At 64.2% G+C, this 25,054-nt stretch carries 26 protein-coding genes; 7 read left to right on the top strand and 19 right to left on the bottom strand.

Features of this window, described 5'->3' with window-relative positions; genetic code table 11:
• Positions 1 to 8: 8 nt before the first annotated feature.
• A complete protein-coding gene (locus CCC_RS10800) occupies positions 9 to 449 on the bottom strand; it encodes a c-type cytochrome (RefSeq protein ID WP_041041462.1) in 441 nt (146 codons plus the stop codon).
• Between the two features lie 114 nt (positions 450 to 563).
• Here CCC_RS10800 and CCC_RS10805 point away from each other — a divergent pair, with 114 nt between their 5' ends.
• From CCC_RS10805 to putA, 3 genes are read left to right on the top strand one after another with little or no spacing between them, the layout of a single operon-like run.
• Positions 564 to 1,076 (top strand): glycine cleavage system protein R, encoded by a 513-nt coding sequence (locus CCC_RS10805; RefSeq protein WP_009867638.1) that lies wholly within the window; start codon positions 564 to 566, stop codon positions 1,074 to 1,076.
• The gene (locus CCC_RS10810; protein WP_009867637.1) at positions 1,076 to 1,261 is read left to right on the top strand and encodes a YgaP family membrane protein; all 186 of its coding nucleotides are present in this window, start codon (positions 1,076 to 1,078) and stop codon (positions 1,259 to 1,261) included. Before CCC_RS10805 ends, CCC_RS10810 begins: the two co-directional genes overlap by 1 nt.
• Before the next feature lie 40 nt (positions 1,262 to 1,301).
• Positions 1,302 to 4,421: a bifunctional proline dehydrogenase/L-glutamate gamma-semialdehyde dehydrogenase PutA gene (gene putA, locus CCC_RS10815; RefSeq protein WP_009867636.1), complete on the top strand. Its 3,120-nt coding sequence runs from the start codon at positions 1,302 to 1,304 to the stop codon at positions 4,419 to 4,421.
• 134 nt (positions 4,422 to 4,555) lie between these two features.
• Here putA and CCC_RS10820 read toward each other — a convergent pair whose 3' ends face one another.
• On the bottom strand, positions 4,556 to 5,401 hold the full coding sequence (locus tag CCC_RS10820) for a phytoene/squalene synthase family protein (RefSeq protein ID WP_041041240.1): 846 nt from the start codon (positions 5,399 to 5,401) through the stop codon (positions 4,556 to 4,558).
• Positions 5,402 to 5,488: 87 nt separating this feature from the next.
• On the opposite strand from CCC_RS10820, the gene hpnC reads away from it, so the two are divergent.
• The 3 genes from hpnC (at position 5,489) to CCC_RS10835 (ending at position 8,243) form a co-directional block, all read left to right on the top strand.
• Positions 5,489 to 6,319 (top strand): squalene synthase HpnC, encoded by an 831-nt coding sequence (gene hpnC / locus CCC_RS10825; RefSeq protein ID WP_082036587.1) that lies wholly within the window; start codon positions 5,489 to 5,491, stop codon positions 6,317 to 6,319.
• Positions 6,316 to 7,530 (top strand): hydroxysqualene dehydroxylase, encoded by a 1,215-nt coding sequence (locus CCC_RS10830; RefSeq protein WP_041041244.1) that lies wholly within the window; start codon positions 6,316 to 6,318, stop codon positions 7,528 to 7,530. The genes hpnC and CCC_RS10830 overlap by 4 nt, the downstream gene beginning before the upstream one ends.
• 116 nt (positions 7,531 to 7,646) lie before the next feature.
• Positions 7,647 to 8,243, top strand: coding sequence for a superoxide dismutase (locus tag CCC_RS10835; protein ID WP_009868713.1), 597 nt, complete (start codon positions 7,647 to 7,649; stop codon positions 8,241 to 8,243).
• A gap of 194 nt (positions 8,244 to 8,437) precedes the next feature.
• On the opposite strand, the gene CCC_RS10840 is transcribed toward CCC_RS10835, so the two are convergent.
• Genes CCC_RS10840 through yajC form a run of 4 tightly spaced genes read right to left on the bottom strand, consistent with a single transcriptional unit; the run spans position 8,438 to position 11,776 of the window.
• Positions 8,438 to 8,812 (bottom strand): Mth938-like domain-containing protein, encoded by a 375-nt coding sequence (locus CCC_RS10840; protein WP_009868714.1) that lies wholly within the window; start codon positions 8,810 to 8,812, stop codon positions 8,438 to 8,440.
• 3 nt (positions 8,813 to 8,815) lie between these two features.
• A complete protein-coding gene (secF, locus tag CCC_RS10845) occupies positions 8,816 to 9,775 on the bottom strand; it encodes a protein translocase subunit SecF (RefSeq protein ID WP_041041246.1) in 960 nt (319 codons plus the stop codon).
• 12 nt (positions 9,776 to 9,787) lie between these two features.
• On the bottom strand, positions 9,788 to 11,356 hold the full coding sequence (secD, locus tag CCC_RS10850) for a protein translocase subunit SecD (protein WP_009868716.1): 1,569 nt from the start codon (positions 11,354 to 11,356) through the stop codon (positions 9,788 to 9,790).
• Between the two features lie 36 nt (positions 11,357 to 11,392).
• Positions 11,393 to 11,776, bottom strand: coding sequence for a preprotein translocase subunit YajC (gene yajC / locus CCC_RS10855; RefSeq protein WP_041041248.1), 384 nt, complete (start codon positions 11,774 to 11,776; stop codon positions 11,393 to 11,395).
• Positions 11,777 to 11,931: 155 nt separating this feature from the next.
• Between yajC and CCC_RS10860 the strand changes: the two genes are divergently transcribed.
• A complete protein-coding gene (locus CCC_RS10860; protein ID WP_009868718.1) occupies positions 11,932 to 12,786 on the top strand; it encodes an ATP-binding protein in 855 nt (284 codons plus the stop codon).
• A gap of 403 nt (positions 12,787 to 13,189) precedes the next feature.
• On the opposite strand, the gene CCC_RS10865 is transcribed toward CCC_RS10860, so the two are convergent.
• The 13 genes from CCC_RS10865 to CCC_RS22800 form a co-directional block, all read right to left on the bottom strand.
• Positions 13,190 to 15,334 carry a globin-coupled sensor protein gene (locus tag CCC_RS10865; RefSeq protein WP_041041464.1) on the bottom strand — a complete coding sequence of 715 codons (2,145 nt, stop codon included), beginning with the start codon at positions 15,332 to 15,334 and terminating at the stop codon, positions 13,190 to 13,192.
• Between the two features lie 90 nt (positions 15,335 to 15,424).
• Positions 15,425 to 16,357 carry a M23 family metallopeptidase gene (locus tag CCC_RS10870; protein WP_236686360.1) on the bottom strand — a complete coding sequence of 311 codons (933 nt, stop codon included), beginning with the start codon at positions 16,355 to 16,357 and terminating at the stop codon, positions 15,425 to 15,427.
• A 149-nt stretch (positions 16,358 to 16,506) separates the two neighbouring features.
• A complete protein-coding gene (locus CCC_RS10875; protein ID WP_041041252.1) occupies positions 16,507 to 17,151 on the bottom strand; it encodes a protein-L-isoaspartate(D-aspartate) O-methyltransferase in 645 nt (214 codons plus the stop codon).
• Positions 17,151 to 17,933, bottom strand: coding sequence for a 5'/3'-nucleotidase SurE (gene surE / locus CCC_RS10880; protein ID WP_041041254.1), 783 nt, complete (start codon positions 17,931 to 17,933; stop codon positions 17,151 to 17,153). Before surE ends, CCC_RS10875 begins: the two co-directional genes overlap by 1 nt.
• Position 17,934: 1 nt before the next feature.
• The gene (gene serS / locus CCC_RS10885; RefSeq protein ID WP_009868723.1) at positions 17,935 to 19,203 is read right to left on the bottom strand and encodes a serine--tRNA ligase; all 1,269 of its coding nucleotides are present in this window, start codon (positions 19,201 to 19,203) and stop codon (positions 17,935 to 17,937) included.
• Between the two features lie 15 nt (positions 19,204 to 19,218).
• Positions 19,219 to 20,043: a twin-arginine translocase subunit TatC gene (gene tatC, locus CCC_RS10890; RefSeq protein WP_009868724.1), complete on the bottom strand. Its 825-nt coding sequence runs from the start codon at positions 20,041 to 20,043 to the stop codon at positions 19,219 to 19,221.
• A 13-nt stretch (positions 20,044 to 20,056) separates the two neighbouring features.
• Positions 20,057 to 20,461, bottom strand: coding sequence for a Sec-independent protein translocase protein TatB (tatB, locus tag CCC_RS10895; RefSeq protein ID WP_009868725.1), 405 nt, complete (start codon positions 20,459 to 20,461; stop codon positions 20,057 to 20,059).
• A gap of 6 nt (positions 20,462 to 20,467) precedes the next feature.
• The gene (locus CCC_RS10900; protein WP_041041257.1) at positions 20,468 to 20,710 is read right to left on the bottom strand and encodes a twin-arginine translocase TatA/TatE family subunit; all 243 of its coding nucleotides are present in this window, start codon (positions 20,708 to 20,710) and stop codon (positions 20,468 to 20,470) included.
• A gap of 94 nt (positions 20,711 to 20,804) precedes the next feature.
• Positions 20,805 to 21,455, bottom strand: coding sequence for an SMC-Scp complex subunit ScpB (scpB, locus tag CCC_RS10905; protein WP_041041259.1), 651 nt, complete (start codon positions 21,453 to 21,455; stop codon positions 20,805 to 20,807).
• A complete protein-coding gene (locus CCC_RS10910; RefSeq protein WP_009868783.1) occupies positions 21,452 to 22,270 on the bottom strand; it encodes a segregation and condensation protein A in 819 nt (272 codons plus the stop codon). The genes scpB and CCC_RS10910 overlap by 4 nt, the downstream gene beginning before the upstream one ends.
• Positions 22,267 to 22,953 carry a site-2 protease family protein gene (locus CCC_RS10915; protein ID WP_041041261.1) on the bottom strand — a complete coding sequence of 229 codons (687 nt, stop codon included), beginning with the start codon at positions 22,951 to 22,953 and terminating at the stop codon, positions 22,267 to 22,269. Before CCC_RS10915 ends, CCC_RS10910 begins: the two co-directional genes overlap by 4 nt.
• The gene (nagZ, locus tag CCC_RS10920; RefSeq protein ID WP_041041263.1) at positions 22,950 to 23,969 is read right to left on the bottom strand and encodes a beta-N-acetylhexosaminidase; all 1,020 of its coding nucleotides are present in this window, start codon (positions 23,967 to 23,969) and stop codon (positions 22,950 to 22,952) included. Before nagZ ends, CCC_RS10915 begins: the two co-directional genes overlap by 4 nt.
• On the bottom strand, positions 23,956 to 24,915 hold the full coding sequence (locus tag CCC_RS22800; RefSeq protein ID WP_009868787.1) for an SPOR domain-containing protein: 960 nt from the start codon (positions 24,913 to 24,915) through the stop codon (positions 23,956 to 23,958). Before CCC_RS22800 ends, nagZ begins: the two co-directional genes overlap by 14 nt.
• Positions 24,916 to 25,054: the final 139 nt, after the last annotated feature.

A 25,054-nucleotide genomic window follows, 5' to 3' on the forward strand; every position in this document is an offset into this window, starting at 1 on the left:
TGATTGGCTCAATGCCTCAGCATTTCAGCGCGGCGGTCCAGAATCTCCTGCGGCCAGGTGGATTCGATATAGGAAAGCACCGCCTTGATTTCGGCGTCGCTCAGCTTGCCCACATAGGGCTGCATGGCCGTCTTGTAGCCGGGCGGCGCGAAACGGGCCGTGCCATGCTTGATGATGGCGAACAACTGGTCCTCGGGATGATGCCAGGTATGGCCGGACGCGTCATGGGGCGGTGCGGGCAGTTCGCCATTGGGTTTGCGCGTCTGCCAGTCGGGCTCGCCTTTAAGGTCATGGCCATGACACGAGGCGCAATGGACGTTGTAGAGGTCATAGCCCAAGGCCACCTGCCGGGCATCTTGCGGATTGATGCCGTAGCCGCGCGGCCACCAGACCCAGGCGGCCACGCCGGTCACTGCCACCACCAACAAAGCGACACCTAAACCGCGCATCTGTCCCTCTCCAATTGCCAGGCCATTATAGCCCCATGTCTCGGGGTTAACAAATGCCTGAACCTGACGCATGATATGGAGTTCGCCCATTTACGCTCTTTGCTAGAGGTCCTCATGGCCACCGTACTCGTTTCCGTATTCTGTTCCGATCGTACCGGGCTGGTGGCAGCCATCACCGGGCGTCTTTTCGATCTGGGCGCCGATCTCGGCGATACCAGTTTCGCCATGCTGGGCAGTGGCGCCGAGTTCACCTCGGTCTGCGAGTTGCCCCCTTCGGTCTTGGCCCAAGAGGTTGAATCCGATCTCGGACGCCTGCCCGTGCTGGAAGGGGCCCGTATCTCGGTGCGGACTTTTGAGATGGACGCCGCCCACGGCCCGGCCGGAACCATCACCCATCGGGTGGTGGTCTCGGGTGGTGACCGTCCCGGTCTGGTGGCCCGTCTGTCCGAGGTGTTCGGCGAGTTCCAGGCCAATATCGTGCGCATGGACGCCCAGCGCCTGCCCGACCAGGGGATCTACGTCACCCGCTTTTCCGTGGCCATTCCGTCGCGTGCCGAGGCCTGCCTCACCACCGTCGCCAACACGGCCGGGGAAATGAACCTGGCCTGTTCCGTCGAGGCGGTGTGATGGACGCCAATATGGGGGCTAAGGACCGGCTGATCCGCGTGGCGGTTGCGCTGGTCATGATGGGACTGGCCTTGGGCAATCTGATCGGGCCGTGGGGATGGATCGGCATTATTCCGCTGGTCTCGGCGGCGCTGGGCTGGTGCCCCATATACATGCTTGCGGGGCTGTCGACCCGCGGGGTTTAGCCCGGCCGGACCAGAGCGGCGGGGAGAAAGAGACAAAGCCATGATCTTCACCCAGCCCCTTCCCTCTCCCACTGCCGAACGCTTGGCCATCCACCAAGCCGCCGCCAGGGATGAGGCCGATCTGGTGTCCGGTCTGGCGGCGGCCGTTCCGCTTGAAGACGAAGCGCGCCGCCGTGCGGTCAATCATGCCGTCAATCTGGTTGACGGCGCGCGGCAGAACCGCCGATCCCTTGGCCTGGATGGTTTTTTGAACGAGTACCGGCTATCCACCCGCGAAGGCGTGGTGATGATGTGCCTGGCCGAAGCCTTGCTGCGCATTCCCGATGACCATACCGCCGATCTGCTGATCAAGGACAAGATCGGGTCGGGGGATTGGGACGACCATCTCGGCCACTCCCCTTCGCTTTTCGTCAACGCCTCTACCTGGGCCCTGGTGCTGGGCGACAGGCTTTTGCATCTGGAAGAGGACGGCAGGGCAACCTTGGGCCGGATGGCGGGACGTCTGGGCGAAGCGGTGGTGCGCCGGGCGCTGCGTCAGGCCATGGGTCTGATGGGCCGCCAATTCGTCATGGGACGCAGCATCGCCGAGGCCCTGGACCATGCCCGCGCCTGGGAGGCCAAGGGTTACCTCCATTCCTTCGACATGCTGGGCGAAGCGGCGCGTTGCGAGGCGACGGCGCTGGACTATGTTCGCGCCTATACCACCGCCATCGAGGCTTTGGGCCGCCATGCCACGGGGGACGGCGTCATCGCGGGGCCGGGCATCTCGGTCAAGCTTTCAGCCCTGCATCCCCGTTTCGAGATGGCCCAGCGTGGTCGGGTCATGGCGGAACTGGTGCCGCGCCTGCGCGATCTCTGCCTCAAGGCCCGCCACGCCGGAATCGGACTGACCATCGATGCCGAGGAGGCCGACCGTCTGGAAATCTCCCTGGACGTCATCGAAGCGGCCCTTTCCGACTCTGGTCTGGATGGCTGGAGCGGGTTCGGCATGGCGATCCAGGCCTATCAGAAGCGGGCCCGGCCGGTCATCGCCTGGGCTGGCGCCCTGGCGGCGCGGCGGCAATGCCGCCTGATGATCCGTCTGGTCAAGGGCGCCTATTGGGATGGCGAGATCAAACGGGCCCAGGAGCGCGGGCTGCACGGCTTTCCCGTATTCACGGCCAAGGAAGCCACCGACGTCTCCTATCTGGCCTGCGCCGCTGATCTATTGGCCCGGCCCGATCTGTTCTATCCCCAGTTTGCCACCCACAACGCCCACACCGTGGCTGCCATCGTGGAAATGACGGGCGGGCCGGGTGATTGGGAGTTCCAGCGGCTGCATGGCATGGGCGAAGCCCTCTACGCCCAGTTGGTGCCCCAATTCGCCTGCCGGATCTATGCGCCCGTGGGATCCCATCAGGACCTTCTGCCCTATCTGGTGCGCCGCCTGTTGGAGAACGGCGCCAATTCCTCTTTCGTCAGCCGCCTTGCCGATGAAGACATTCCCGCCCATGTGGTCGCCGCCGATCCCCTGGCGATCTTGGGCCGCATCACGCCGCAAATGGTGGCTGCGCCTTCCGCCCTGTTCGAACCGCAACGGCGCAATTCAAGCGGGCTGGACCTGTCCTCGCCTGCCGTCCTGGCCCAACTGGACCTGGCCTTGGCCGCCGCCGCGACGCCCGAGCGGGCGCATCCGATCATCGATGGCCAGATGTTGGATACAGACAACGCGACCCCGGTGCTTGATCCCGCCGATCATCGTCGGATCGTGGGAGAGGTCGTGGATGCCCATCCGGCCCAGGTGGCGGCGGCCCTGGCTTCGGCCCACGCAGCCTTCCCCGCCTGGGACGATCTGGGCGGCGAAGGCCGCGCGGCCATTCTGGACAAGGCCGCCGAAATGCTGGAGGACCAACGGGCCCGCTTCATGGCCCTGGCCATCCGCGAAGCGGGAAAGACGCTTCCCGACGCCTTGGGCGAAGTGCGCGAAGCGGTGGATTTCCTGCGCTTTTATGCCGCCGAGGCGCGGACGCGCTTTGCCCATCCCCTACCCCTTCCCGGTCCCGTCGGAGAAAGCAATCATCTGATGCTGGGCGGCCGTGGCGTCTTCGCCTGTATCTCGCCCTGGAATTTCCCGCTGGCCATCTTCATGGGCCAAGTGGCCGCCGCCCTGGCCGCAGGCAATACGGTCGTGGCCAAGCCCGCGCCTCAAACGCCGCTGATGGCGGCGGCGGCGGTGCGTCTGCTCCATGCTGCTGGCGTGCCGCCTAAGGTCCTGCATCTGGTGCCCGGCGGGCCCTCGGTGGGCGAGGCGCTGGTATCGAGCCCCATGTTGGATGGAATCAGCTTTACCGGCTCCACCGCCACGGCACGCCAAATCAACCGGATCCGGGCCGCCATGGATGGACCGCTGCTGCCCCTGATCGCCGAGACCGGCGGTCTCAACGCCATGATCGTCGATTCTTCGGCCCTGGCCGAACAGGTTGTGGCCGATTGCCAGGAAAGCGCCTTCCGCTCCGCCGGGCAACGCTGCTCGGCGCTGCGCATCGCCTTCATCCAGCGCGAGGCCTGGACGCGTATCGAACCCTTGCTGGCCGGAGCCATGGCGGAACTGTCCCTAGGCGACCCGGCCCTGCTGTCGACCGATGTGGGGCCAGTGATCGACGAGGCGGCCCGCCAGCGCCTGTTGGCCCATGGCGGGAAATTGCGCCACGCGGGCCGCGCCATCGGTCAATCCCCATTTCCCGCCGATTGCCGCTTTGGCACCTTCTTCGCCCCCATGGCTTATGAGCTGGAAAACCTGGACCTGCTGCGGGCCGAGGTTTTCGGCCCCATCCTGCATGTCATCACCTGGGAATCAGGGCATTTGGACAAGGTCCTGGACGCTGTGGCCGCCACCTCCTACGGGCTGACGCTTGGCATTCATTCGCGCATCGACGCCACCATCGCCCAGGTGGTGGCGCGCGCCCGCATCGGCAACATCTACGTCAATCGCGCCATGATCGGGGCGGTGGTCGGCTCCCAGCCCTTCGGTGGGCTGGGCCTGTCAGGAACCGGCGCCAAGGCTGGCGGGCCCAATACCCTGATCCGTTATGGCGTCGAACGCTGCCTGTCGGTCAATACCGCCGCGGCCGGAGGCGATGCCGCCCTGATGGCCGGGCCGCAGCGGGGCCACGCCAAATAGAGTAGTCGTAGCCAACATCTCATACTATATTTGCATTATCCAAGTAATCCTTGGATGGGATCCGATTTCATTGCGTTAAGGCAATTTTAAAATTGCGCCATCGCAATGTATTCATTGCGACATGGAAATATTGCCTAGAATCGCCCCATCAGATGGGCGATAACCAGCCGTATGGGGCGCGGATTGGGACGCGGCACCCGGCTGTCAAAGGGATTCCATCCTGATTTTTCAATGACTTGCAGGTATCCATCAGCCAGGATGGCGGGAAGAAGGGCGGCCAGCCCCTGCCGCCCCGCCTTGAACTTCCGCGCCTCGCTTAGATGATGACGGGCCCGCTCTCCCATGACTTGGACCGCGGCTGTCAACGCCTCCATTGACGCTCGCCCTGCCAGGACCTCTTCACCTCGGCTGCCGTATTGGCCAAGCAGGCCCTCAGGCAGCGTCAATTTCCCCATTGACAGGTGATGGCCCAAGGCGCGGAGGTTACCGATCATCCCCCAGGCCGTGCCAACATGATCGCCCGCCCGGCGGATTTCCTCGGATGTGCCCCCCAAAACCGCCAAAGCCAGTTGCGTCAGGGCGGCGGAACTGCGCTGGACATATCTTTCCGCCTCGGCCATGTCGGCCGGGGCAAAGCCTTCCAGATCGTCCTGGCGGGCGCTTATGAGATCATCGAAGGCCTGAAGCGGCAGGTCGTGCCTGCGGATCAGCTCTGCCAATGGCCTTGCTATGGGATGGTTGTCGCAGGTTCCCCCCTCCGCTCCGCTGATCAAGGTGTCGCGCCACCATTGCAGGCGGATCATCCCGGCCATGGGTTCGCGCACGCTTTCCTGGACCTTGGCAATCTCCAGGTTGAAGGCATAAAGCAGCATCAGGGATTCACGCCTGTCAGGTGGCGCGAACAAGGCGGTGGCAAAGCGGTCGCGGTCGAATTCAAAGACCTGGCGGGCGGCATGGGACAGGGTGTCGGGGGCGGACATGAGACCTCGTTTCAACTGGAGCCCGGCAGGCGAGCGTGGCATATATAGCCCTTCCCGCCCCCCGCTCCAATTGGAAGGCCGAACGCCTTGTCCCTCCCCGCCGCCAGCAAGACAGCCTCCCAGGAAAACTTCCCGGTGGCCTCGCTGCTGCTGCCTGCCGCCAGACGCGTCACGATCATGGCCTATTACCACTTCGCACGGCATGCCGACGATATCGGGGATTCGCCCAGCCTTTCCCCAGAGGAAAAGGTCGCCGGGCTCGACGCCCTGGATCGCGCCCTGCACGGCCAGGAAACAGGTCCTGCCCTGGTCATGGCCGAGGAATATCGCCGCGCGGTGAATGGCGACGAGACGATGATCGAGCATGCCTCCCAGTTGCTCCATGCCTTTCGCCGCGATTCCGTCCGCGATTACTGCGCCGACTGGGCCGACCTGATGGAATATTGCCGTTTTTCCGCCGCCCCCGTTGGGCGCTTCCTGCTCGATCTCAGTGGTGAGAACCACGATACCTTCGCGCCCTCCGACGCGCTATGCGCCGCTCTTCAGGTGCTGAACCACCTCCAGGATTGCGGCAAGGATTATCACGAACTGAAGCGGGTCTATCTCCCCCAGGACTGGATGGCCGCCCAAGGGCTTTCCGTGGACGTGCTGGCAGGCAGCAGCAGCCCCGCCGCACTTCGCCGGGTTATCGACCAGACCCTGGACGCCACCGACGGCCTGATCGCCCTGGCCCAGCCCCTGCCCGGTCTGGTCAAGGATTGGCGCATGCGCCTGCAATCGGCCATCACCGTACGGGTGGCGGAACAGCTTTCGGCCAAACTGCGCCGGGGCGACCCCCTGGCCGAACGGGTCAAGCTCAGTAAACTCGACTATGCCGGGGTGTTCCTGGTGGGCCTGTGGCGGGGTCTGACGGCGTGAGCAGCGCGGGCACTCTGCATGTGGTGGGAGCCGGTCTGGCTGGTCTGGCCGCCGCAGTCGCCGCCGCCAAGGCAGGCCAGCGCGTCGTCGTCCACGAGGCGGCGGGCCATGCGGGCGGACGCTGCCGCTCTTTCATGGATGAGCGCCTGGGCCGGGTCATCGACAATGGCAGCCATCTGGTGCTGGGCGCCAACCGCACGGCACTCGCCTATGCGCGGGCCACGGGCGGCATCGAGGCCATGGAGGCGGCCCAGCCCGCCTTTCCCTTCATCGATCTGGCTTCGGCCAAATCCTGGACGGTAACGCCGTCTCGTCCGCCTGCCGGAATTGGCGAGATCCTCAGGGCCCTGGGCCTGCCCTGGACCGGAAAATCCGAGACCGTGGGAAGTCGTCTGGGTCATACAGCCTCCTTCACCCGTTTCTGGTTGCCCATGTGCGAGGCGATCATGAACACCGCGCCCCACGAGGCCTCGGCCCGTATGTTCACCTGGACCATGCGCAAGGCGCTGTTGGGCGGCGCCCCGGCCCTGACTCCCTGGATCTTTCCCGGCGGTCTGTCGGCGGCCCTGGTGGCGCCCGCCTTGGCCACACTGTCGCTGTTCGGAGCCGAGATCCATTTTCGCCGCCGCCTTAAGGCGGTGAATTCCCAAGCGCTCAGCTTTGATGATACCGAGGTGGCGCTGGGTGCCGCCGACCGGGTCATCCTGGCCCTGCCCCCCTGGGTACTGGCTCCGCTGCTGCCGGGCACTATTCCCGACATGCCGACCCGGCCCATCGTCAATGCCCATTTCCGTTGCGCCCAGCCCATTGACCTGCCCCATGGCAGCCATTTCCTCGGTCTGGTCAACGCCTCGGGCCATTGGCTGTTCACCCGTGGCGACGTGCTGTCCGTGACCGTGTCAGCTGCCGGTTCTCTGGTGGATCTGGACAACGATTCCATCGCGGAACGGCTGTGGGAGGAAATCCGGAGGGCGCTGAACCTGCCGCCCATCCCGCCGCCGCCCTATCGCATCATGAAGGAAAAGCGGGCGACCCTGGCCCATGACAACCAGACGACGGCCAGCCGTCCGGGGCCGGTTACCGGAATCGAGGGGATCTTTCTCGCGGGCGACTGGATCGCCTCTCCCTGGCCCTGTACCATCGAAGCGGCCATTTCCAGCGGGCTGTCCGCGGCGCGTCTTGCGCTATCGAGGCCCGGTTTGACATTTTAACGGGGCAATATCCGACAAAGGTGCTTCACAATCGCGCCCGGAGTTCCTATCTTTGGCTCATCGTTTAGACGATTTCCAATTCAATGCAGAACCCCTTGACGAGATAGAGGTGAATTATGGCTTTTGAGCTTCCGCCGCTCCCCTTCGCCAACGACGCGCTGGAGCCCCACATTTCCGCCCGCACCTTCGAATTCCATCACGGCAAGCATCACGCGGCCTATGTGACCAACCTCAATAACCTGACCAAGGACACCGACCTGGCGTCCAAGTCCCTGGAAGAGGTGATCAAGGTGGCCGCGGCCGATCTGCCTGCCAAGCAGGGCATTTTCAACAATGCCGCCCAGGTGTGGAACCACACTTTCTTCTGGAACTGCCTGAAGAAGGGTGGCGGCGGCAAGCCTGGGCCTAAGCTGCTGGCCAAGATCGAGTCCGATCTGGGCGGTTTCGACAAGTTCAAGGAAGACTTCAAGGCCGCCGCCGTTGGCCAGTTCGGCTCGGGCTGGGCCTGGCTGGTGCTGGACGGGGGCAAGCTGAAGATCACCAAGACCGCCAATGCCGACCTGCCCCTGGCCCATGGTCAGAAGGCCCTGCTCACCGTCGATGTGTGGGAGCACGCCTATTACCTGGACTGGCAGAACCGCCGCCCCGATTTCGTCCAGTGCTTCCTGGACAATCTGGTGAACTGGGACTTCGTGGAAGCCAATCTGGGCTGACACGGCAAGGAATAAGGAAAAGCCCCCTTCCCTTCGCGGATGGGGGCTTTTTTCATGTCCAATCCATTACGGGGCTCCCGCCCCGCACCCTGGTTGGAGGAAAACCTCCAAACCTCCTTTTGCATCTGAAAATAAAATGGGGTTTGGGGCCTATGGCCCCGAGCGGGTGTGGGCGGCGGCCCACTTTCAAGACATCACACCGCGATCAGCGCCGCCGCCACGGAGCGGTCTTCCGAGACCAGCACATTGAAGGTGCGGCAGGCGCCGCCCGTATCCATCAGTTCCAGGGTGATGCCAGCAGCCCGCAAGGCGGCACGCAGGCTGGCGGGAACTGGCGCCATGCGCTTTCCGCAGCCCAACAGCAGAACCCTGGGCTTTTCAGTCAGAGCCAGCAATGGCGATAGGCTGTCCTCGGTCACGCCGCCCAGATCGGTGACGGACCAGGACTGGGTGCGATCGGGCAGGACCAGGACCGATCCCTCCCAGCGCAGCCCGGCGATGGTGAAGCCGCCATCGCCGTATCCCTTGACGATCTGCTTGCCGGTGGGGATGAGGGGCGTGATGTCCATGGATCAGGGCGTGGCGGGGCCACCCTCTGCGCTTTCCGCCGTTTCAGCCTCTTCGGCCGCCTTGCCGGTGCGCAGATTGAAGTAGATCAGCATGGGCATGGCCACGTAGATCGACGAGAAGGTGCCGATGATCAGGCCCCACAACATGGCGATGGAGAAGCCGCGCAGCACCTCGCCGCCCACAAACAGCAGGGCCAACACGGTGACGAAGACGGTGGACACGGTGAGAATGGTGCGCGCCAGGGTCTCGTTGACCGCCAGATTGAGCAGGTCATAGAGCGACATGCTCTTGAACTTGCGCAGATTCTCGCGCACCCGGTCGTACTCCACCACCGTGTCGTTCACCGAATAACCGGCGATGGTGAGAATGGCCGCCACGGTGGTCAGGTTGAATTCCAGGCCGGTGATGGAAAACAGGCCGAATGTGGTGATGACGTCGTGGAAGGTGGACACCAGGGCGCCCACGCCGAACTGCCATTCGAACCGGAACCAGACATACATGGCGATGGCGGCCAGGGCCAGAACCACCGCCCAGACGCCGTCGCGCACCAGTTCGCCGCCCACCTTGGGGCCGACGATCTCGACGCGGCGATAGGTATAGCCCTCGCCCAGCGAGGCCTTGACCTTGGTGAGCGCCGACATCTGCGCCTTTTCATCGCCGTCCTGGCGCTGGACGCGGATCATCACGTCGCGGCCCGTGGTGCCGAATTCCTGCAAGGACACCTCGCCCAGCCCCAGATGGCCGAGGGTGGCGCGCATGGCATGCAAATCAGCGGGACCGGTGGTGGATTGCGCTTCCACCAGAATGCCGCCCGCGAAATCGATGCCGAAATTGAAGCCCTTCACCGCGATAGAGGTGAAAGAGCCGAGAATCAGCACCGCAGTGACGCAAAACGCCACCCAGCGATAGCGGATGAAGTCGTAATGGGTGCCGTGGGGCAGGAAGCGGTCGATCAGCTGCATATCTCTCGCTCCTTAAGCCAGCGGCAGGGACTTGAGGCGGCGCCAGCGCACCCAGGACACCACCATGATCCGGTTGACCAGAACGGCGGTGAACAGCGAGGCCAGAAGGCCCAGCGTCAGGGTGACGGCAAAGCCGCGAATGGGACCGGAGCCGAACTGGAACAATAGCGCCGCCGCCACCAGGGTGGTGACATGGGCGTCGAAGATGGTGCCGAAGGCGCGGTCATAACCGGCCTGAATGGCCGACATGATGCTTCGCCCGTTGCGCTGTTCCTCGCGCATACGCTCGTAGATCAGCACATTGGCGTCCACCGCCATGCCCATGGTCAGCACCACGCCGGCGATACCCGGCAGGGTGAGCGTGGCGCCCAGGGCGGACAGCGAGGCCAGCAGCAGAATCAGGTTCAGCACCATGGCAAGGTCGGCCAAGGCACCCAGCGTGCCATAGACGATGATCATCAGCACCACCACCAGGGCAAGGCCCAGCAGACTGGCCACGGCACCCGCCTGAATGGAATCGGCGCCCAGATCGGGACCGACGGTGCGTTCTTCCAGGACCTGGAGCGGCGCGGGCAACGCACCGGCGCGCAGCAGGAGCGACAGATCCTGGGCCTGCTGCACCGAGAAGCTGCCCGAGATGATGCCGGACCCGCCCAGGATGGGCTCATTGATGCGCGGCGCGCTGATCACCTTGTCGTCCAGCACAATGGCCAGGAACTTGCCTGCATTCTCTCGGGTGGCGTCGCCGAACTTCTTGGCGCCCGCCGCATTGAAGCGGAAGCTGACCACCGGACGGCCTTCGTTATAGGTGGCCTTGGAATCCACCAGCATGTCGCCGCCCACCTCGATGCGCTTTCTGACCACATAGGTCTCGGGCATGCCGCGTTCCTTCTCGGCGGAGGGAAGCAGCATGGAGCCGGGCGGCACCCTGCCCTTCGCCGCTTCATCGGCCGAGGTGGAATCGTCGAGCAGGTGGAAGGTCAGCTTGGCGGTCTTGCCCAGCAGGGCCTTGATGCGGTCGGGGTCCTTGACGCCGGGAAGCTGGACCACGATGCGGTCTTCGCCCTGACGCTGGATGGAGGGTTCGCGCGTGCCCAGTTCGTCGATACGGCGGCGCACGATTTCCAGGGACTGCTCGATGGCGGCGGCCTTGCGAGCCTTGACCGCCACGTCCGAGTATTTCAGCACCATGGTGCCATCGTCCTTGGCGTCGACGGAGGCGCTGCTGTCGATCTTGCGCAGCAATTCACGGGCCTTGGCACGTTCTTCGGCCTCGATGATCCGCACGCTGACCAGATCGCCCTTGGCGCCCAGGTCAGAATATTTGACCTTTTCCTTGCGCAATACGGTGCGCACGCCTTCGACCAGCGAACTCAGCTGTTCGCGGAAGACATAGGCTGTATCCACTTCCAGCAGCAGGTAGGAGCCGCCTTGCAGGTCCAGACCCAGACTCACCGGTTGAAACCAATGAGGCATTTGGTCGGCCCGCTCACGCGACAGCATGTTCGGCGAGGCGAAGATCACGCCGAGCATGCTGATGATCGCCACCAACGCGATCTTCCATTTGGGAAAATGGTTCATGTCCCGGCCTGTGCTGGTTGGGAGGAAAGAAAGGTCTTACTTGTCGGCGGCGGGTTCGGCGTCGGACTTTTCGTCCTTGGCCTTATCGGCAGCCACCGGCTCGGTCTTCGACAGCACCTCGGTGATGGTGGCGCGAAGCACGCGCACGCGCACGCCCTCGGCGATCTCCACCGAAACTTCGGTGTCGTTGATCAGCTTGTTGACGGTGCCGATGATGCCACCGGCGGTGACCACACGGTCGCCACGGCGAAGCTGGCCCAGCATCTCCTTGTGAAGCTTCATCTTCTTCTGCTGCGGACGGATCAGCAGGAAGTAGAACACCACGAAGATCAGGATCAGAGGCAGGAACTGTTCCAGGGCGGCAAAGGAACCACCAGCACCGGCGGCGGCGGCCTGGGCGTAAGCGGGCGACACGAACATCACTGTCTCCTCGGGAAGTCGCGCATAACTGAATGCTGCGGGAATATAGCGGCCAATCGGGCCGATGCAAACGCCAAGTGGCGCTTTTTCCGAATTGCTTGCCCCATCAGGCGAAGGTGATACCATCCGCCCCCTGAAACTCGAGGGATCTCGCCATGCCCTATGCCGAAGCCGTGAAGGCCCTGACCCGTATCGCCGAGGCCCTGGAACGCCTCTCGCCGCCGCCCGCCTCGGGTCTGGATCTGTCCCTAGCCGACGCCTATGTCTGGCATGCCGATCCCGACCGCCTGGAACCGGTGCCGAACGTCAACCGGGTGGACATCGCTCTGCTTCAGGGAATCGAGCGCCAGCGCGAGCAGCTTCTCGACAATACCAGACGCTTTGCCGCCGGATATCCGGCCAATAACGCGCTTTTGTGGGGCGCGCGCGGCACCGGCAAGAGTTCGCTGGTCAAGGCGGTGCACGCCACCATCAACGGGGAAAAGCCCGGCACGCTGCTGCTGGTGGAGATCCACCGCGAGGACATCCCCTCCCTGCCCCGCTGCCTGCGCCTTCTGAAAGACAGCGGCCGCCATGCCGTGCTTTTCTGCGACGACCTGTCCTTCGACCAGCAAGACGACGCCTATAAATCCCTGAAGGCGGTCCTGGACGGCGGAATCGAGGGGCGGCCCGACAACGTCATCTTCTACGCCACCTCCAACCGCCGCCACCTGATGGCCCGCGATATGATCGACAACGAACGCTCGACCGCCATCAATCCCGGCGAGGCAGTGGAGGAGAAAGTGTCGCTCTCCGACCGCTTCGGACTATGGCTGGGCTTCCACCATGTGGGCCAGGACATCTTCTTCGCCATCGTCGAGGGCTATGTGGCCCATTACGGCCTGCCCATCTCCACCGAGGATTTGCACGCCCAGGCCAATGAATGGTCGGTGACGCGCGGCTCGCGCTCGGGCCGCGTCGCCTGGCAGTTCATCCAGGATCTGGCCGGACGGCTGGGGAAGAGTCTGTAACGAGTGTCTGTCCGGGTTTGGCTGAAGCAGACTTTCCTTTTCGTCACCCCCGGACTTGATCCACTGGTGTCCGGTTTAATTTGAGACGGCTGGCGTGGAGTCACGAGACGCGGATAACGCGGATGCGGTGCTTCGCACCTTTCACGGATAAACACGGAAATGTGCTCTTTTCCGGCTCCCCATCCGTGCTTGCCCCAGGATGACGACACGGAATTTTTCTTATCCGTGATCATCCGTGTCCATGAACAGTTGGAGCCCGCATCGGCTCTGCCATTCGGGCTCCTCGTTGAAATTTAAGCCGGACAGCAGTGGACTTGATCCGTCGGCGTATACGCCAACCATGGATGGCCGGGTCAAGCTCGGCCATGACGGTGAAGGCGATTCCACCTAAGTCTGACAAACTCTAAGGCTTGATGGCGAGGCGCACGGCGCCCCAGTGCTTGTCGCGGATAGAGATGGGGCTGTCGAACTCCTTCAACACCACGAAATTTCCGCCACCCATGTCGCGGGGATAGGTCTGGACGAAGTGAGGCTGGACATTGCGGGCCGCCACCAGCCCGGCGCGGTCGTCGAAGATGCGTCGGTTGCGGGAATTGGCGGTGTTCCACACCGTCTCGCCCGGCCGCTGGGGCTGGGAATATTTCTTGTTGTGGGTGGCGATATAGCCGTTGCGGTCAGCAACACAGCAGATGACGATGCGCTGGTCCTTCTCGAGAACCGTTTCGGTGAACTGATGCACCACGCGATCGGTGAGCATCGCATGCTTGGCCAGGAATTGCTGAGGTGAAGTGTCGGCGATGGGCTCGTAATGGGCATCGAACAGATCGGCCTCGGCAATCTCACCGGTCTTCAGCGCCTGCTCGAAAGCCCCGGTGACCCCAGCGGCGACGCCCTTAACAAGATCGATATAGCTCCGCTCCTCGGCCCGCGCCTTGGCTTGGGCGGCGGCAATCGCAGCAAGCGCGGCGGCGGCAACCTCGCGGAAACGCACATGCAGGCCAAGAACGCTGGCCCCCACCGCGTCACAGGAAAGCGGCCCGATTCCTTCAAGATCCAGTGTTCCGCCCTCGCCCACCATGCTGGGATCGTTGAGACCGGCCAGCACCACGCCCTTGGACGCCAGATCGCCGGTATGTCCCTTGACCTCCCTGGTTCCGATGCGGCCCGTGAAGGCCAGCCCCACGGCGACACGCGGAACCGCCCGGCGATCTCCCGCCGCCGACGAACGCAGAATGATGCCGAGGCGCCGCTGAAGGTCGCCGACATCGCGGCTGACCACCGTGGAAAGTTCATTGACCTTCTTGGCGGTAAGGCCCGTGCGCTCCGCCTGGCTGAGCACGGACTGCGCATGCCCGTGGACGGTCTCGGTATGCTGGGCAGCCTGACCGGCATTTCCCTTGATGTCGGCGGTGGCGGAAAGCTGCATCTCGCTGGCGTGGTTCACTTCCTGGGCGATGGTGTTGATGTCTTGAATGGACAGCGTCACCTCTTCGACCATGGCCACCGTCTCATCGGTGGCCTGACCGATGGCCTGGGCCTGGGCGTTGACGCCGCGGATGCCCTCCTCGGTCAGTTTGGCCAGACGCTTGACCTCGTCGGCGACCACGGCGAAGCCCTTGCCCATTTCGCCCGCCCTGGCCGCCTCGATGGTGGCGTTCAGCGCCAGCATGCGGGTCTGACCGGCGATGGACTGGATGAGGCGCACCACATCGCGGATTCGCCCCGTGGCGTCCTTCAGACCTTCGACCGTGGTGGCGGCGGTCTCCATCTTCTGTTGGGCGGCATCGGTAAGACGCGATGTGCCGTGAACCTTGGTGGAAATCTGCCGCGACGTCTCCTCCAGCGCCTCGCTGGCCCCGGCCACGGATTGGACATTATCGCTGGTGACCGATACCGCCTCGGCCACCGACTCGGCCATGGTCTTAAGGGTGGCCGCCACCTGGGCCAGTTCTTGGGCTCCCTCGATCAGGCGCTTCACCTGCCTTTCGATATCGCCCACGGTCGTCGCCACTTCGCGGTCCACCGTGTCCGAGAGCGCCAGCATCTCGCGCTTCATCTTGCCGGCCTCGCCATGCTCGATATAGGTCGAGATGGCCAGATCCATATCCAGGAAGGCGGCGCGCAGCACTGCACCCGCCATTTGGGGAAAGCGGGCCTTCTCGCATTTGGCGTGGAGTTCGGCCATCAGCTTTTCCAGCACGAAGCAATAGCCGCCCAGATACCAGTTCACCTCCAGGCCGATCCGCTCGTGGGCGGCGCCGATGGCAACGGCACGGGTGAAATAGTCGTCGTCGAAACGCCCCGAGAACAGACTGGCCCAATGGGCCTGCTGGGTCTCTTTCAGATGGCCGATCTTGGCGCCGCCGCCCAACAGGGCTTTGAGCGCGGGCCATTGCATCAGATGGGCATAAAATCCGTCAGCGATGCCGGGAAGACTGGATTCCACCATCTGGCGAACGGATTTGACGGTGGAAATCGCGTCGTCATCCAGGCGCAGAAATCTCAGCCGCTCACGGTTCTTCGACACGGCGTCGTCATCACTAGCCACGCGCCCCTCCTTGGAAGCCATCCCTCGCGCCGCCCTATACCGAACGGTCATTTGATTATGGAATAAAGTTGGTCCCTTCGAGGAGCGCGGTCAATACGCAATCGAGGCAAGACGACGCACGTCACCCTCGTCGGCGACCTTGTCCTGAAGATATTCCATGGGGTTGACGGCCTCGGTCCCCCGGCGGATCTCGAAATGCAGCTGCGGCGAGGCGACCGAGCCGCTGGCGCCCAGTGTGGCAATGGTCTGGCCCCGGCGGACGCGGTCGCCGCGCTTGACCATCAACTGGTCGTTATGGGCATAGGCGGTCATCCAGTTATCGGCATGCTTGATCAGCAGCAGATTGCCGAAACCCTTCAATTCATTTCCCACATAGGCCACCACGCCGTTCTCGGCGGCGCGCACCGGCGTACCTTTGGGAGCCACGATATTGATGCCGTCGTTATGCTGGCCCTTGCCGGGCAGCGGCCCGAACTCGGCCACCACCTCTCCCTTCACGGGCCACAGGAAGCCAGACCCGGCACGGGCTGGCGGAGCGGCGGGAAGCGCCGGTGGCGGCGGCGCGGAATGATTGGGCGCCTGGGCATAGACCGGCGGCGCCTCTGCCTTGGCAGCCGGAGGCCTGGCGGCCGCCCCCGATGCATTGGGAGAGGTCACCACCATGGAGCCGCCCCCCTGAGGTGAAGCCGCGACGGCCTGAGGCGCGCTCGTCTTCGGCCCCGGAATGGTCAAGCGCTCGCCCACCTGCAGAACATAGGGCGCCCGCTTGCCATTGGTGGCGGCCAGGGAATTGAAGTCCACCTTGAAGCGCCGGGCCAGCACCGACAAGGTGTCGCCCTTCTGAACCACGTAATCGGAACCGCCGCCGGGCAGGCGCAGCACGGTTCCCGGCTGCAACTGGTAGGGCGGCTGAAGATTGTTGGCTTCGATGAGATCGCGGACGGCCAGAGAATAGCGCCTTGCGATGGAATAAACCGTATCACCGGCATAGACGGTGACCGCGGCCGGACGCTGAACATGCAAAGGGCCATCCGAGCCATGCCCGACCGGCACCTTGGAGTCATAGCTAGGCGTACACGCCGAAACCACGACGGCGAGTATGAGAAGAATAACCAGATGATGTGGCGCATGCCTCATCCCTGCACTATAAGCGCGCAGGATGGACGCGGCAATCATTCCTCCGGCACCCCCTCCACCAGGGGTACGAAGCGCACGGGAAGGAAGGGTTGGATATCGATGCCGCGATCGGTCTTGGTGATCCGCACCAATTCCTGATCGACGCCACCCAAATCCCCCAGCGGCAGCACCATGATGCCGTCGGGCTTCAGCTGATCCACCAGGGCGGGCGGAATATCGGGGGCGGCCGCCGTGACCATGATGCGGTCGAAGGGCGCCTGTTCCGGCCATCCGCGCGAACCGTCACCGGCCCGGCAGGTGATGTTATGGATTCGCAGATGTTTGAAACGGGCCTCCGCCTCGGCCAGCAGCGGCTTGTGCCGCTCCACCGAATAGAGCCGGCGGCAAAGCTTGGCCAGAACCGCCGCCTGATAGCCCGACCCCGTGCCCACTTCAAGGACCTTCATGCGCTCACCCACGTCCAGGGCCTGGCTCATCAGGCCGACCACCAGGGGCTGGCTGATGGTCTGGGCGCAGCCGATGGGCAGCGCCGTATTCTCATAGGCCTGATCAAGGAAGGGCTCGGCGACGAAGAGGGCGCGGGGAATACGCTCGATGGCTGACAGGACGCGGGTGTCGACCACCCCCATCCGCCGCAATTCCATAAGCAGGCGGATGACTTTCGGCTCCGCCTTCCTCATCAAAAAACCGTCCCCAGCGCCTTCATGTCACCCGGATGGGTAAGATCGAAGCAGAGCGGCGTAATGGTGATGGCCCCACGGCAGACCGCCTCGATATCGGTGCCGGGGGTGGAGCGGTCCTCGGCCCGCTGAGCGCCGATCCAGACATAGGATTCGCCCCTGGGATCCTCGCGCTCGACGATTTCGTCGCCGATCTTGCGCTTGCCTTGGCGCGTGATCTCGATTCCGGTCACCGAGGAGGCGATCACGTCGGGAAAGTTGACGTTGATCAGAACGTTACGGCTCCAGCCCTTGGCCAGCAATTTGCGGATCACGCCCGGCGCCCAATGCTCGGCGGTGCCCCATTTCACCGGATGGGGATGATTGATGAACTGGGACAACGCGATGGAGGGAATGCCGAGGATGGTGCCTTCCATGGCCGCCGCCACCGTGCCTGAATAGGTCACGTCCTCGCCCAGATTGGAGCCCCGGTTGATGCCCGACAGCACCAGATGGGGCTTCTTGCCCTTCAGCACATGATTGACGCCCAACAGCACCGCATCGGTGGGGGTGCCGTCCACGGCGTAACGCCGGGCCGAGACCTTGCGGACCCGAAGCGGGCGGCGGATGGTCAGCGAGTGGCCTGCAGCGCTTTGTTCGGTCTCGGGCGCCACCACCCAGACATCCTTGGACAGCGTCCGGGCGATGCGCTCCAGCACCTTGATGCCCGGCGCACTGATGCCGTCATCGTTGGAGATCAGGATGCGCAAGGATGAAGGGTCGTTGATGGCCGGAAAAGTCATCTCAGCCGACGACCCCCAGCCCGCCCATATAGGGACGCAGGACCTCGGGCACCTCGATGGTGCCGTCTTCGCGCTGATAGTTCTCCATCACCGCGATCAGGGTACGGCCCACGGCAAGGCCCGACCCGTTCAGCGTATGGACGAAGCGGGTCCCCTTCTCGCCCTCGGGACGGAAGCGGGCCTTCATGCGCCGGGCCTGGAAGTCGCCGCAATTCGAGCAGGACGAGATTTCCCGGTAGCGCTGCTGGCCCGGCAGCCAGACCTCAATGTCATAGGTCTTGCGCGAGGAAAAGCCCATATCGCCGGTGCACAGCACGATGACGCGATAGGCCAGCCCCAAACGCTGCAGCACCGTCTCGGCGCATTTGGTCATGCGTTCGTGCTCTTCGTCGGACTTATCGGGATGGGCGATGGAGACCATCTCCACCTTGTGGAACTGGTGCTGGCGGATCATGCCGCGCGTATCCTTGCCCGCCGATCCCGCTTCCGAGCGGAAACAAGGGGTCAGCGCCGTCATGCGCAGCGGCAGGGACTTTTCGTCCAGGATCTCGTCGCTGACCAGATTGGTCAGCGGCACTTCGGCGGTGGGGATCAGCCAATGGCCGGTGTTGGTCTTGAACAGATCCTCACTGAACTTGGGCAACTGTCCGGTGCCGAAGGCGGCGCCGTCCTTGACCATCAAGGGCGGGTCCATCTCGGTATAGCCGTGCTCGGTGGTCTGAAGGTCGAGCATGAACTGACCGATGGCACGCTGCAGCCGGGCCAGTTGGCCCTTCAACACCACGAAGCGGGCACCCGACAGCTTGGCGGCGCCGTCGAAATCCATCAGCCCAAGCTTGGCGCCGATGGCGTCGTGATCCAGGGCGGTAAAGGCGAACTCTTTTGGCGCGCCCCATTTACGAACTTCCACATTGTGCTCTTCGTCGGGGCCATCGGGCACGTCGGCGGCGGGCAGATTGGGGATGGAGGCCAGAATATCCTCGATCTCGGCGCCCAAGAGCCGGTCCTCCTCCTCGGAAGCGGGCATGCGCTCCTTCATGCTGGCCACCTCGTCCATCAGGGCAGAGGCATCGCCGCCACTCTTCTTGAGAGCGCCGATCTGCTTGGAGGCTTCGTTGCGCCGGGCCTGCATCTCCTGAAAGGCGGTCTGGGCCGCGCGGCGCCGCGTGTCCAGATCCAGGATGGCGGCGGCCTTGGGCTCCAGGCCCCGGCGCGCCAGACCGGCATCGAATCCCTCCGGGTTGTCGCGAATGGACTTCAGGTCATGCATGGTGAAAATTCCGGCTTAAGCGTTGAAATCGGTCTCGTCATGGGCCGTGTCGTCGTCGCCGTCATCGGCCAGGGCGGCTTCGCGCTTCTTCTCCGCCCAGCGGGCCGAGAGGATGGAAATCTCGTAAAGCCCGACCATGGGAATGGCCAGCGACAACTGGCTGACCACATCGGGGGGCGTCACCACGGCGGCGAAGACGAAATTGCCGACAATGGCGAAGCGGCGCTTATCGGCCAGACCTTGGGCGGTGACCAGCCCGACGCGTGCCAGCAGGGTCAGCAGCACCGGCATCTGGAAGGCCAGCCCGAAGGCGAAGATCAGGGTCATGATCAGCGACAGGGATTCGTTGACCTTGGCCTCCATCTGGATGGGCAGCGTACTGGGGCCGCCGATCAGATTCTCGAAGCCCAGGAGATAGGTGTAGAGGTTGGGCAGCACCAGGAAATAGACCATGGCCCCGCCCATGATGAACAGAACCGGCGTGGCGAACAGGAAGGGCAAAAAGGCCTGCTTTTCGTGCTTATAAAGCCCAGGCGCCACGAAGGCCCACAACTGCCCCGCCCAGACGGGAAAGCACATGGCGGCGGCGGCGAAGGCCGAGACCTTCATGAAGGTAAAGAACGCCTCGGTGGGCGCGGTGTAGATCAGGCGGCGGTTTCCGCCCTTGGCCAGAGCCGCCTTGGAATAAGGCTCCAGCAGGAATTCGTAGATCTCGTTGGAGAAGTAATAGCAAATCCCGAAGGCGATGACGAAGCTGATCGCCGACCAGATCAGCCGCCGGCGCAGCTCGATCAGATGCTCGAGCAGCGGCATGGTCTTGTCGTCGTGGGAATCGCTCAAAATAGGTCCTCGTTCAAGGTTCCGGCGGCCGGGCGGGCGTCTCGGCGGGCTTGATCTCGTCTGGTGTGGGCTCTGGGATCGCGGCCAGGGCGGGCGGCGCAACCTCATGGGCGGCGTTCACGTCCAGGGCGGGAAGCTCCATGGCCTTGGCCATCTCGCCGGTGGGGTCGATGGCCTTGTCCACCTCCTGGCGCAGCAGATTGACGTCGGTGGCCTTGGTAACTTGCTTCTTCAGCTCGTCCAGTTCGGATTCGCGCACCATGTCGTCCATGCCGCGATGGAACTCGGACGCCATTTCGCGCGCCTTGCGGGTCCAACGCCCCATCTGGCGCAGAACCACGGGCAGATCCTTGGGTCCGATGACGATCAGGCTGACCACGGCGATCAGCGCCATCTCGTCCCAGCCGATGTCGAACATCGGGCCTTAGACCTTGGGAGCGGAATCGGGCGCGGCGGCCGGCTTGGCGGCTTGGGCTTCCGTGACCTGGGGCTGGGCGGCGGCCTGAGCGGGGGCGGCCTGCGCCTCGTCCTCATCCTTCAGGCCGTGCTTGAAGGCCTTCACGCCCTTGGCCATGTCGCCCATCAGCTTGGGGATCTTGTTGGCACCGAACAGCAGCAGCACGATGACCAGAACGATGAGCCAATGACCGATACTCATGCTACCCATGCCCAAACACTCCCTGTCCTCGCCATCCGCACCGTTTCGGGGCGGAGGCGGATCATCGCAAAAGAAAAGCGACACCGCAATGCCCAGGAGGGGCCTACTCCCCGATGCCCAACAGGGTTTCGTCGTCGAGCAGCTCCAGCTGAGGCTCGTCCTCCTCGGCCATGTCCACCAGACGGGTGTCTTCCGCCGCGCGATTGCCATAGGCGCCAGCGGCGGCCCTGGAATCCAGCAGGCCCGCAGCTTCCAATTCCTTGACGCCAGGCAAGTCGGACAGGGATTCCAGGCCGAAATGGTCGAGAAAGCCGTCGGTGGTCGCCCAGGTCAGCGGCCTGCCTGGTGTGCGGCGCCGTCCCTTGGGCCGAATCCAGCCCGCCGAGAACAAGATGTCCATGGTGCCCTTGGACAGGGCCACGCCGCGCACCTCCTCGATCTCGGCGCGGGTCACCGGCTGGTGATAGGCGATGATGGCCAGGGTCTCGACGGCGGCGCGCGACAGCTTGCGCTCCTGGGAACGCTCCACCTTGAGGGATTCGGCCAGATCGGCACTGGTGCGAAAGGCCCAGCCGTCGCCACGCCGCACCAGATTGAAGCCGCGTGCCGCGTAATGGGTTTCCAGTTCCGCCAACAGTCCGGCAATGTCCGTGCCCTCGGGCAGGCGCTCGGCCATGGCCCGTTCCGGCACCGGCTCGGCCGAGGCGAAGATCAGCGCCTCGACGATGCGCAAATGTTGCGGATCACAACTCACTCTTCCCTCCCCTCGCCCAGCCCGGCACGGATATAGATGGGCGAATAGGCGGCGCCGTCCTGGCGCAACACCAACTTGCCCTGCTTGGCCAGTTCCAGCGCGGCCACGAAAGTGGACGCCATGGCCGACTTCATCTTGAGCGAATCGCCCTCGATGGCAGGCAGATAGGCCATCAGCACCGACCAGTCGGGCAAGCCGCCGATGCCCAGCATGGCTTCCAGACGCGCCAGGGCGTTCTCCACCGACCACAGATCGGGTGCTTCCACGGTCAGGGTGCGCACAGAATTGCGCACCACATGATCGGCATAGGCCTTCAACAGGTCATAGAGATCGAGATCGAAGATGGAACGGCTGACCACCTCCATATCCTCGGGCGCGCCTCGGGCGAAGACGTCGCGGTTCAGCAGGCGACGCGCAAACAGCGCCGCACCGGATTTCTGCATGGCTTCCAGCCGCTGCAGCCGGAAGGCCAGGGCGGCGGCCATCTCGGCGGGCGATAATTCCTCGCCCGGTTCGGGTTCGGGCTCGGGCAGCAGCAACCGCGATTTGAGATAGGCCAGCCACGCGGCCATCACCAGATATTCGGCGGCGAGGTCGATCTGTTCGCGCCCGACTTTTCTAACGAAATCAAGGTATTGATCGGCTAACTTCAGAATCGAGATCTTGGCCAGATCCACCTTCTGGTCTCGCGCCAACTGTAACAGAACGTCAAGAGGGCCTTCCCAGCCATCAAGATCGAGCAGCAGGCGTTCGGCGGGGGCACGTCCGGGGCGATCCTGGTCGTCCTCGAAGGTGAAGGGCAGAGCCCCACTCACGGACCCAGCATCCTGACCAGGGCGTTGCCGATGGTGTCCACGGGACCTTGGACCAGCCAGAGGAACACGTCCAGATCCACGCCGAACTGATTGCCCAACAGCGGGAACAGGAACAGGGCGGCGATGAGGATCAGCATTCCCGCCTTTTCCATGCGGGCCAGACGCCAGGCCAGGGGCCGGGGCAGAATACCCACCGCCACCCTGCCCCCATCCAGGGGCGGCAGGGGAATCATGTTGAACACCGCCAGCAGCAGATTGAAGAATATGGCGTTTTCCAGATTGAGGAAAAACCAGCTGCGCATGGCTTCGGGCACCACCGGGACCAGATGCACCGCCAGTATGGCCAGGATGGCCAGGCCCATATTCATGGCCGGTCCGGCGGCGGCCACGATCACCATGTCGCGGCGGGGATGGCGCAGACGGCTGAAATTGACCGGAACCGGCTTAGCCCAGCCGAACATCACGCCCCCCATGGCCAAGAGCAGGCCGGGCAGGATGATGGTGCCGAACGGGTCGATATGGCGCAGGGGATTGAGCGAGATGCGGCCCAGGCGATAGGCCGTATCATCACCACAGGCATGGGCGGCATAGCCGTGGGCCGCCTCGTGCAGGGTCACGGCGAAAATCAGCGGAATCGCCCAGATGGTGATGCCGAACAGCAGACCACCCAGATCGCCCATCATGACGATGGCCCGAGCAGGGTCTTCACCCGCTCCTCGGCGGCCTTGCGGTCAAAGGGCTGCCGCGGGCGTTTTTGCGCCAGACCATGGGCCACCCGAATCTCGGCGGCGGCGCTTAACGGGCGCAGTTCCGAAGCGATGGCGGTCATCTCGGCCATGTCCCCGTTGCAGTGAAGCACCACGTCGCAGCCCGCCTCAAGACTGGCGCGGGTGCGGTCCTCGAACGTCCCGCCCAGCGCCTTCATGGACAGATCATCGGAGATCAAGAGCCCATCAAAACCGATGGCGCCCCGGATCACCCTGTCGATCACCAGTCTGGAGGTGGTGGCGGGATGCGCCGCGTCAAGGGCGGCATAGACCACATGGGCGGTCATGGCCCAGGGGGCATGGCGAAAGGCGTGGAACGGCGGGAAATCCTGGACCTCCAGCTCGGCCAGGGCGGTCTCCACCACCGGCAGGTCGAGATGGCTGTCCACCATGGCGCGGCCGTGACCGGGAATGTGCTTTATGACCGGCAGAACGCCCTCGTCCAGCAAGCCGTCGATCACCTCGCCCGCCAGGGAAATCACCGACTGGGCGGTGCGGCCAAAGGCGCGGTCGCCGATGACGTCATGGGCACCGGGAATGGGCACGTCCAGAACGGGGGCGCAATCCACGTCGATACCCAGATCGGCCAGTTCGGCCCCGATCAGCCGGTAATTGAGGCGAAGCGCCTCCTTGGCGGCCTCGAGATCGCGCTGGGCCAGGGCGGCGAAGGGCTCGCCCGCAGGCGCCTTGCGCCAATGGGGCGGCCTTAGGCGCTGCACCCTGCCCCCCTCCTGATCGATCAGGACGGGCGCATCGGCGCGGCCCACGCTCTCGCGCAACGAGGCAACCAGCGCCTTGACCTGAGCGGGGTCGTCCACATTGCGGGCGAACAGAATGAAGCCCAGCGGATTGACCCGTTGGAAGAAGTCGCGTTCCGCCTGGGTCAGGACCAGGCCGGAACAGCCGAAGATGGCGGCGTTAACGGCGGGCAACGATGCACCCCTGGGAACGGGCGGTGAGCTCGGCGCAAAGCTGGCGGGCGGCCTGCTCGGACAGGGGCGCGGCGCGCACCCGCCAGAACGTGCCCTTACCTTCCAGTTCCACACGGACGATGTCGGATTTGAGCGCGCCCAGCAGATCGGCATTGGCCTTCTGGATGCGGGCCCATTCCTTGTCGGCCTGATCGGCGGCGCGCACCGCGCCCAACTGCACCACGAATTCCCCCGAGGCCGGAGCCTTGGCCGTCACGGCAGGCGCCGGAGCGGGCGGCGGCGGAGCCACGCGGGGAGCCTGGGCCACCACGGCGGGCGCCATATGCTCGGGCTGCTGGGCCACGGGCGCCGGGGCGCGTTCCTGAACCGGCTGATAGGCCGGGGGAAGCGGAGCGGCGGCGGGCGGAATGGCGGCGGATTCCATGGGCTGGGCCGCCACCTTGGCCGTGGGCGCAATCTTCGGCATTGGCGGTTCGCCCGCCTTGGGCGGAATGGGGGCAGTGCGTTGCGCCACGGGAGCGGGCGGCGGCTCGGCCGAGAGCGGCGGTACGGAAATGGTCTTGGGCGGCGCCTTGGCTGCTTCGGGCTGCGGCATCAGGCGCTCCACCTTGGGTTCGCTGTCTCCGGCCGAATCCATGCGCTCGTAGACCAGCTTGTCCTGGTTGGGCACCTGCATGCCGCCGCGATCATCGGGGCGGGTCTTGATGGGCCGGTCGTCGGCCTTGATCACCGGCACGCCCAATCCGCCGCCTTTGCGGCCACCGACGAAATGCAGGCCTGCGGCAACGATGGCACCCACGGCGATGACGGCGCCGCCGATCAGCACCCAACTGCGCAGGCGATGCCCGGCACGGGCCTGACGGGAATCCGCATCGGCGTCGTTATAGCGCTCGGGAATAATATCCAGCAGATCACGCTCGTAATCATCGCCAGGGCTTTTGGCCATGTCGGAGACTCTCCCCTCTTAAATACCGGCAAGGCAATATATCGCCTTGCCGTAAGCCCCTCAATCGCCGGGCGCTCGCGCTTGGCTCTCGCGGCATAAGCCGCGGCGGGCGCCCGCGCCTAGGCGCGAATTAAATAAC

The sequence above is a fragment of the Paramagnetospirillum magnetotacticum MS-1 genome (assembly GCF_000829825.1).
Lineage (GTDB): Bacteria > Pseudomonadota > Alphaproteobacteria > Rhodospirillales > Magnetospirillaceae > Phaeospirillum > Phaeospirillum magnetotacticum.

Coding starts and splice junctions, on each gene's coding strand:
- CCC_RS10810 (WP_009867637.1), top strand. CDS start 1,076: ATGGACGCCAATATGGGGGCTAAGGACCGGCTGATCCGCGTGGCGGTT.
- CCC_RS22800 (WP_009868787.1), bottom strand. CDS start 24,915: ATGGCCAAAAGCCCTGGCGATGATTACGAGCGTGATCTGCTGGATATT.
- putA (WP_009867636.1), top strand. CDS start 1,302: ATGATCTTCACCCAGCCCCTTCCCTCTCCCACTGCCGAACGCTTGGCC.
- CCC_RS10820 (WP_041041240.1), bottom strand. CDS start 5,401: ATGTCCGCCCCCGACACCCTGTCCCATGCCGCCCGCCAGGTCTTTGAA.
- CCC_RS10835 (WP_009868713.1), top strand. CDS start 7,647: ATGGCTTTTGAGCTTCCGCCGCTCCCCTTCGCCAACGACGCGCTGGAG.
- yajC (WP_041041248.1), bottom strand. CDS start 11,776: ATGTTCGTGTCGCCCGCTTACGCCCAGGCCGCCGCCGCCGGTGCTGGT.
- secF (WP_041041246.1), bottom strand. CDS start 9,775: ATGCAGCTGATCGACCGCTTCCTGCCCCACGGCACCCATTACGACTTC.
- CCC_RS10805 (WP_009867638.1), top strand. CDS start 564: ATGGCCACCGTACTCGTTTCCGTATTCTGTTCCGATCGTACCGGGCTG.
- CCC_RS10860 (WP_009868718.1), top strand. CDS start 11,932: ATGCCCTATGCCGAAGCCGTGAAGGCCCTGACCCGTATCGCCGAGGCC.
- CCC_RS10840 (WP_009868714.1), bottom strand. CDS start 8,812: ATGGACATCACGCCCCTCATCCCCACCGGCAAGCAGATCGTCAAGGGA.
- surE (WP_041041254.1), bottom strand. CDS start 17,933: ATGACTTTTCCGGCCATCAACGACCCTTCATCCTTGCGCATCCTGATC.
- serS (WP_009868723.1), bottom strand. CDS start 19,203: ATGCATGACCTGAAGTCCATTCGCGACAACCCGGAGGGATTCGATGCC.
- CCC_RS10915 (WP_041041261.1), bottom strand. CDS start 22,953: ATGATGGGCGATCTGGGTGGTCTGCTGTTCGGCATCACCATCTGGGCG.
- tatB (WP_009868725.1), bottom strand. CDS start 20,461: ATGTTCGACATCGGCTGGGACGAGATGGCGCTGATCGCCGTGGTCAGC.
- CCC_RS10875 (WP_041041252.1), bottom strand. CDS start 17,151: ATGAGGAAGGCGGAGCCGAAAGTCATCCGCCTGCTTATGGAATTGCGG.
- CCC_RS10900 (WP_041041257.1), bottom strand. CDS start 20,710: ATGGGTAGCATGAGTATCGGTCATTGGCTCATCGTTCTGGTCATCGTG.
- secD (WP_009868716.1), bottom strand. CDS start 11,356: ATGAACCATTTTCCCAAATGGAAGATCGCGTTGGTGGCGATCATCAGC.
- CCC_RS10800 (WP_041041462.1), bottom strand. CDS start 449: ATGCGCGGTTTAGGTGTCGCTTTGTTGGTGGTGGCAGTGACCGGCGTG.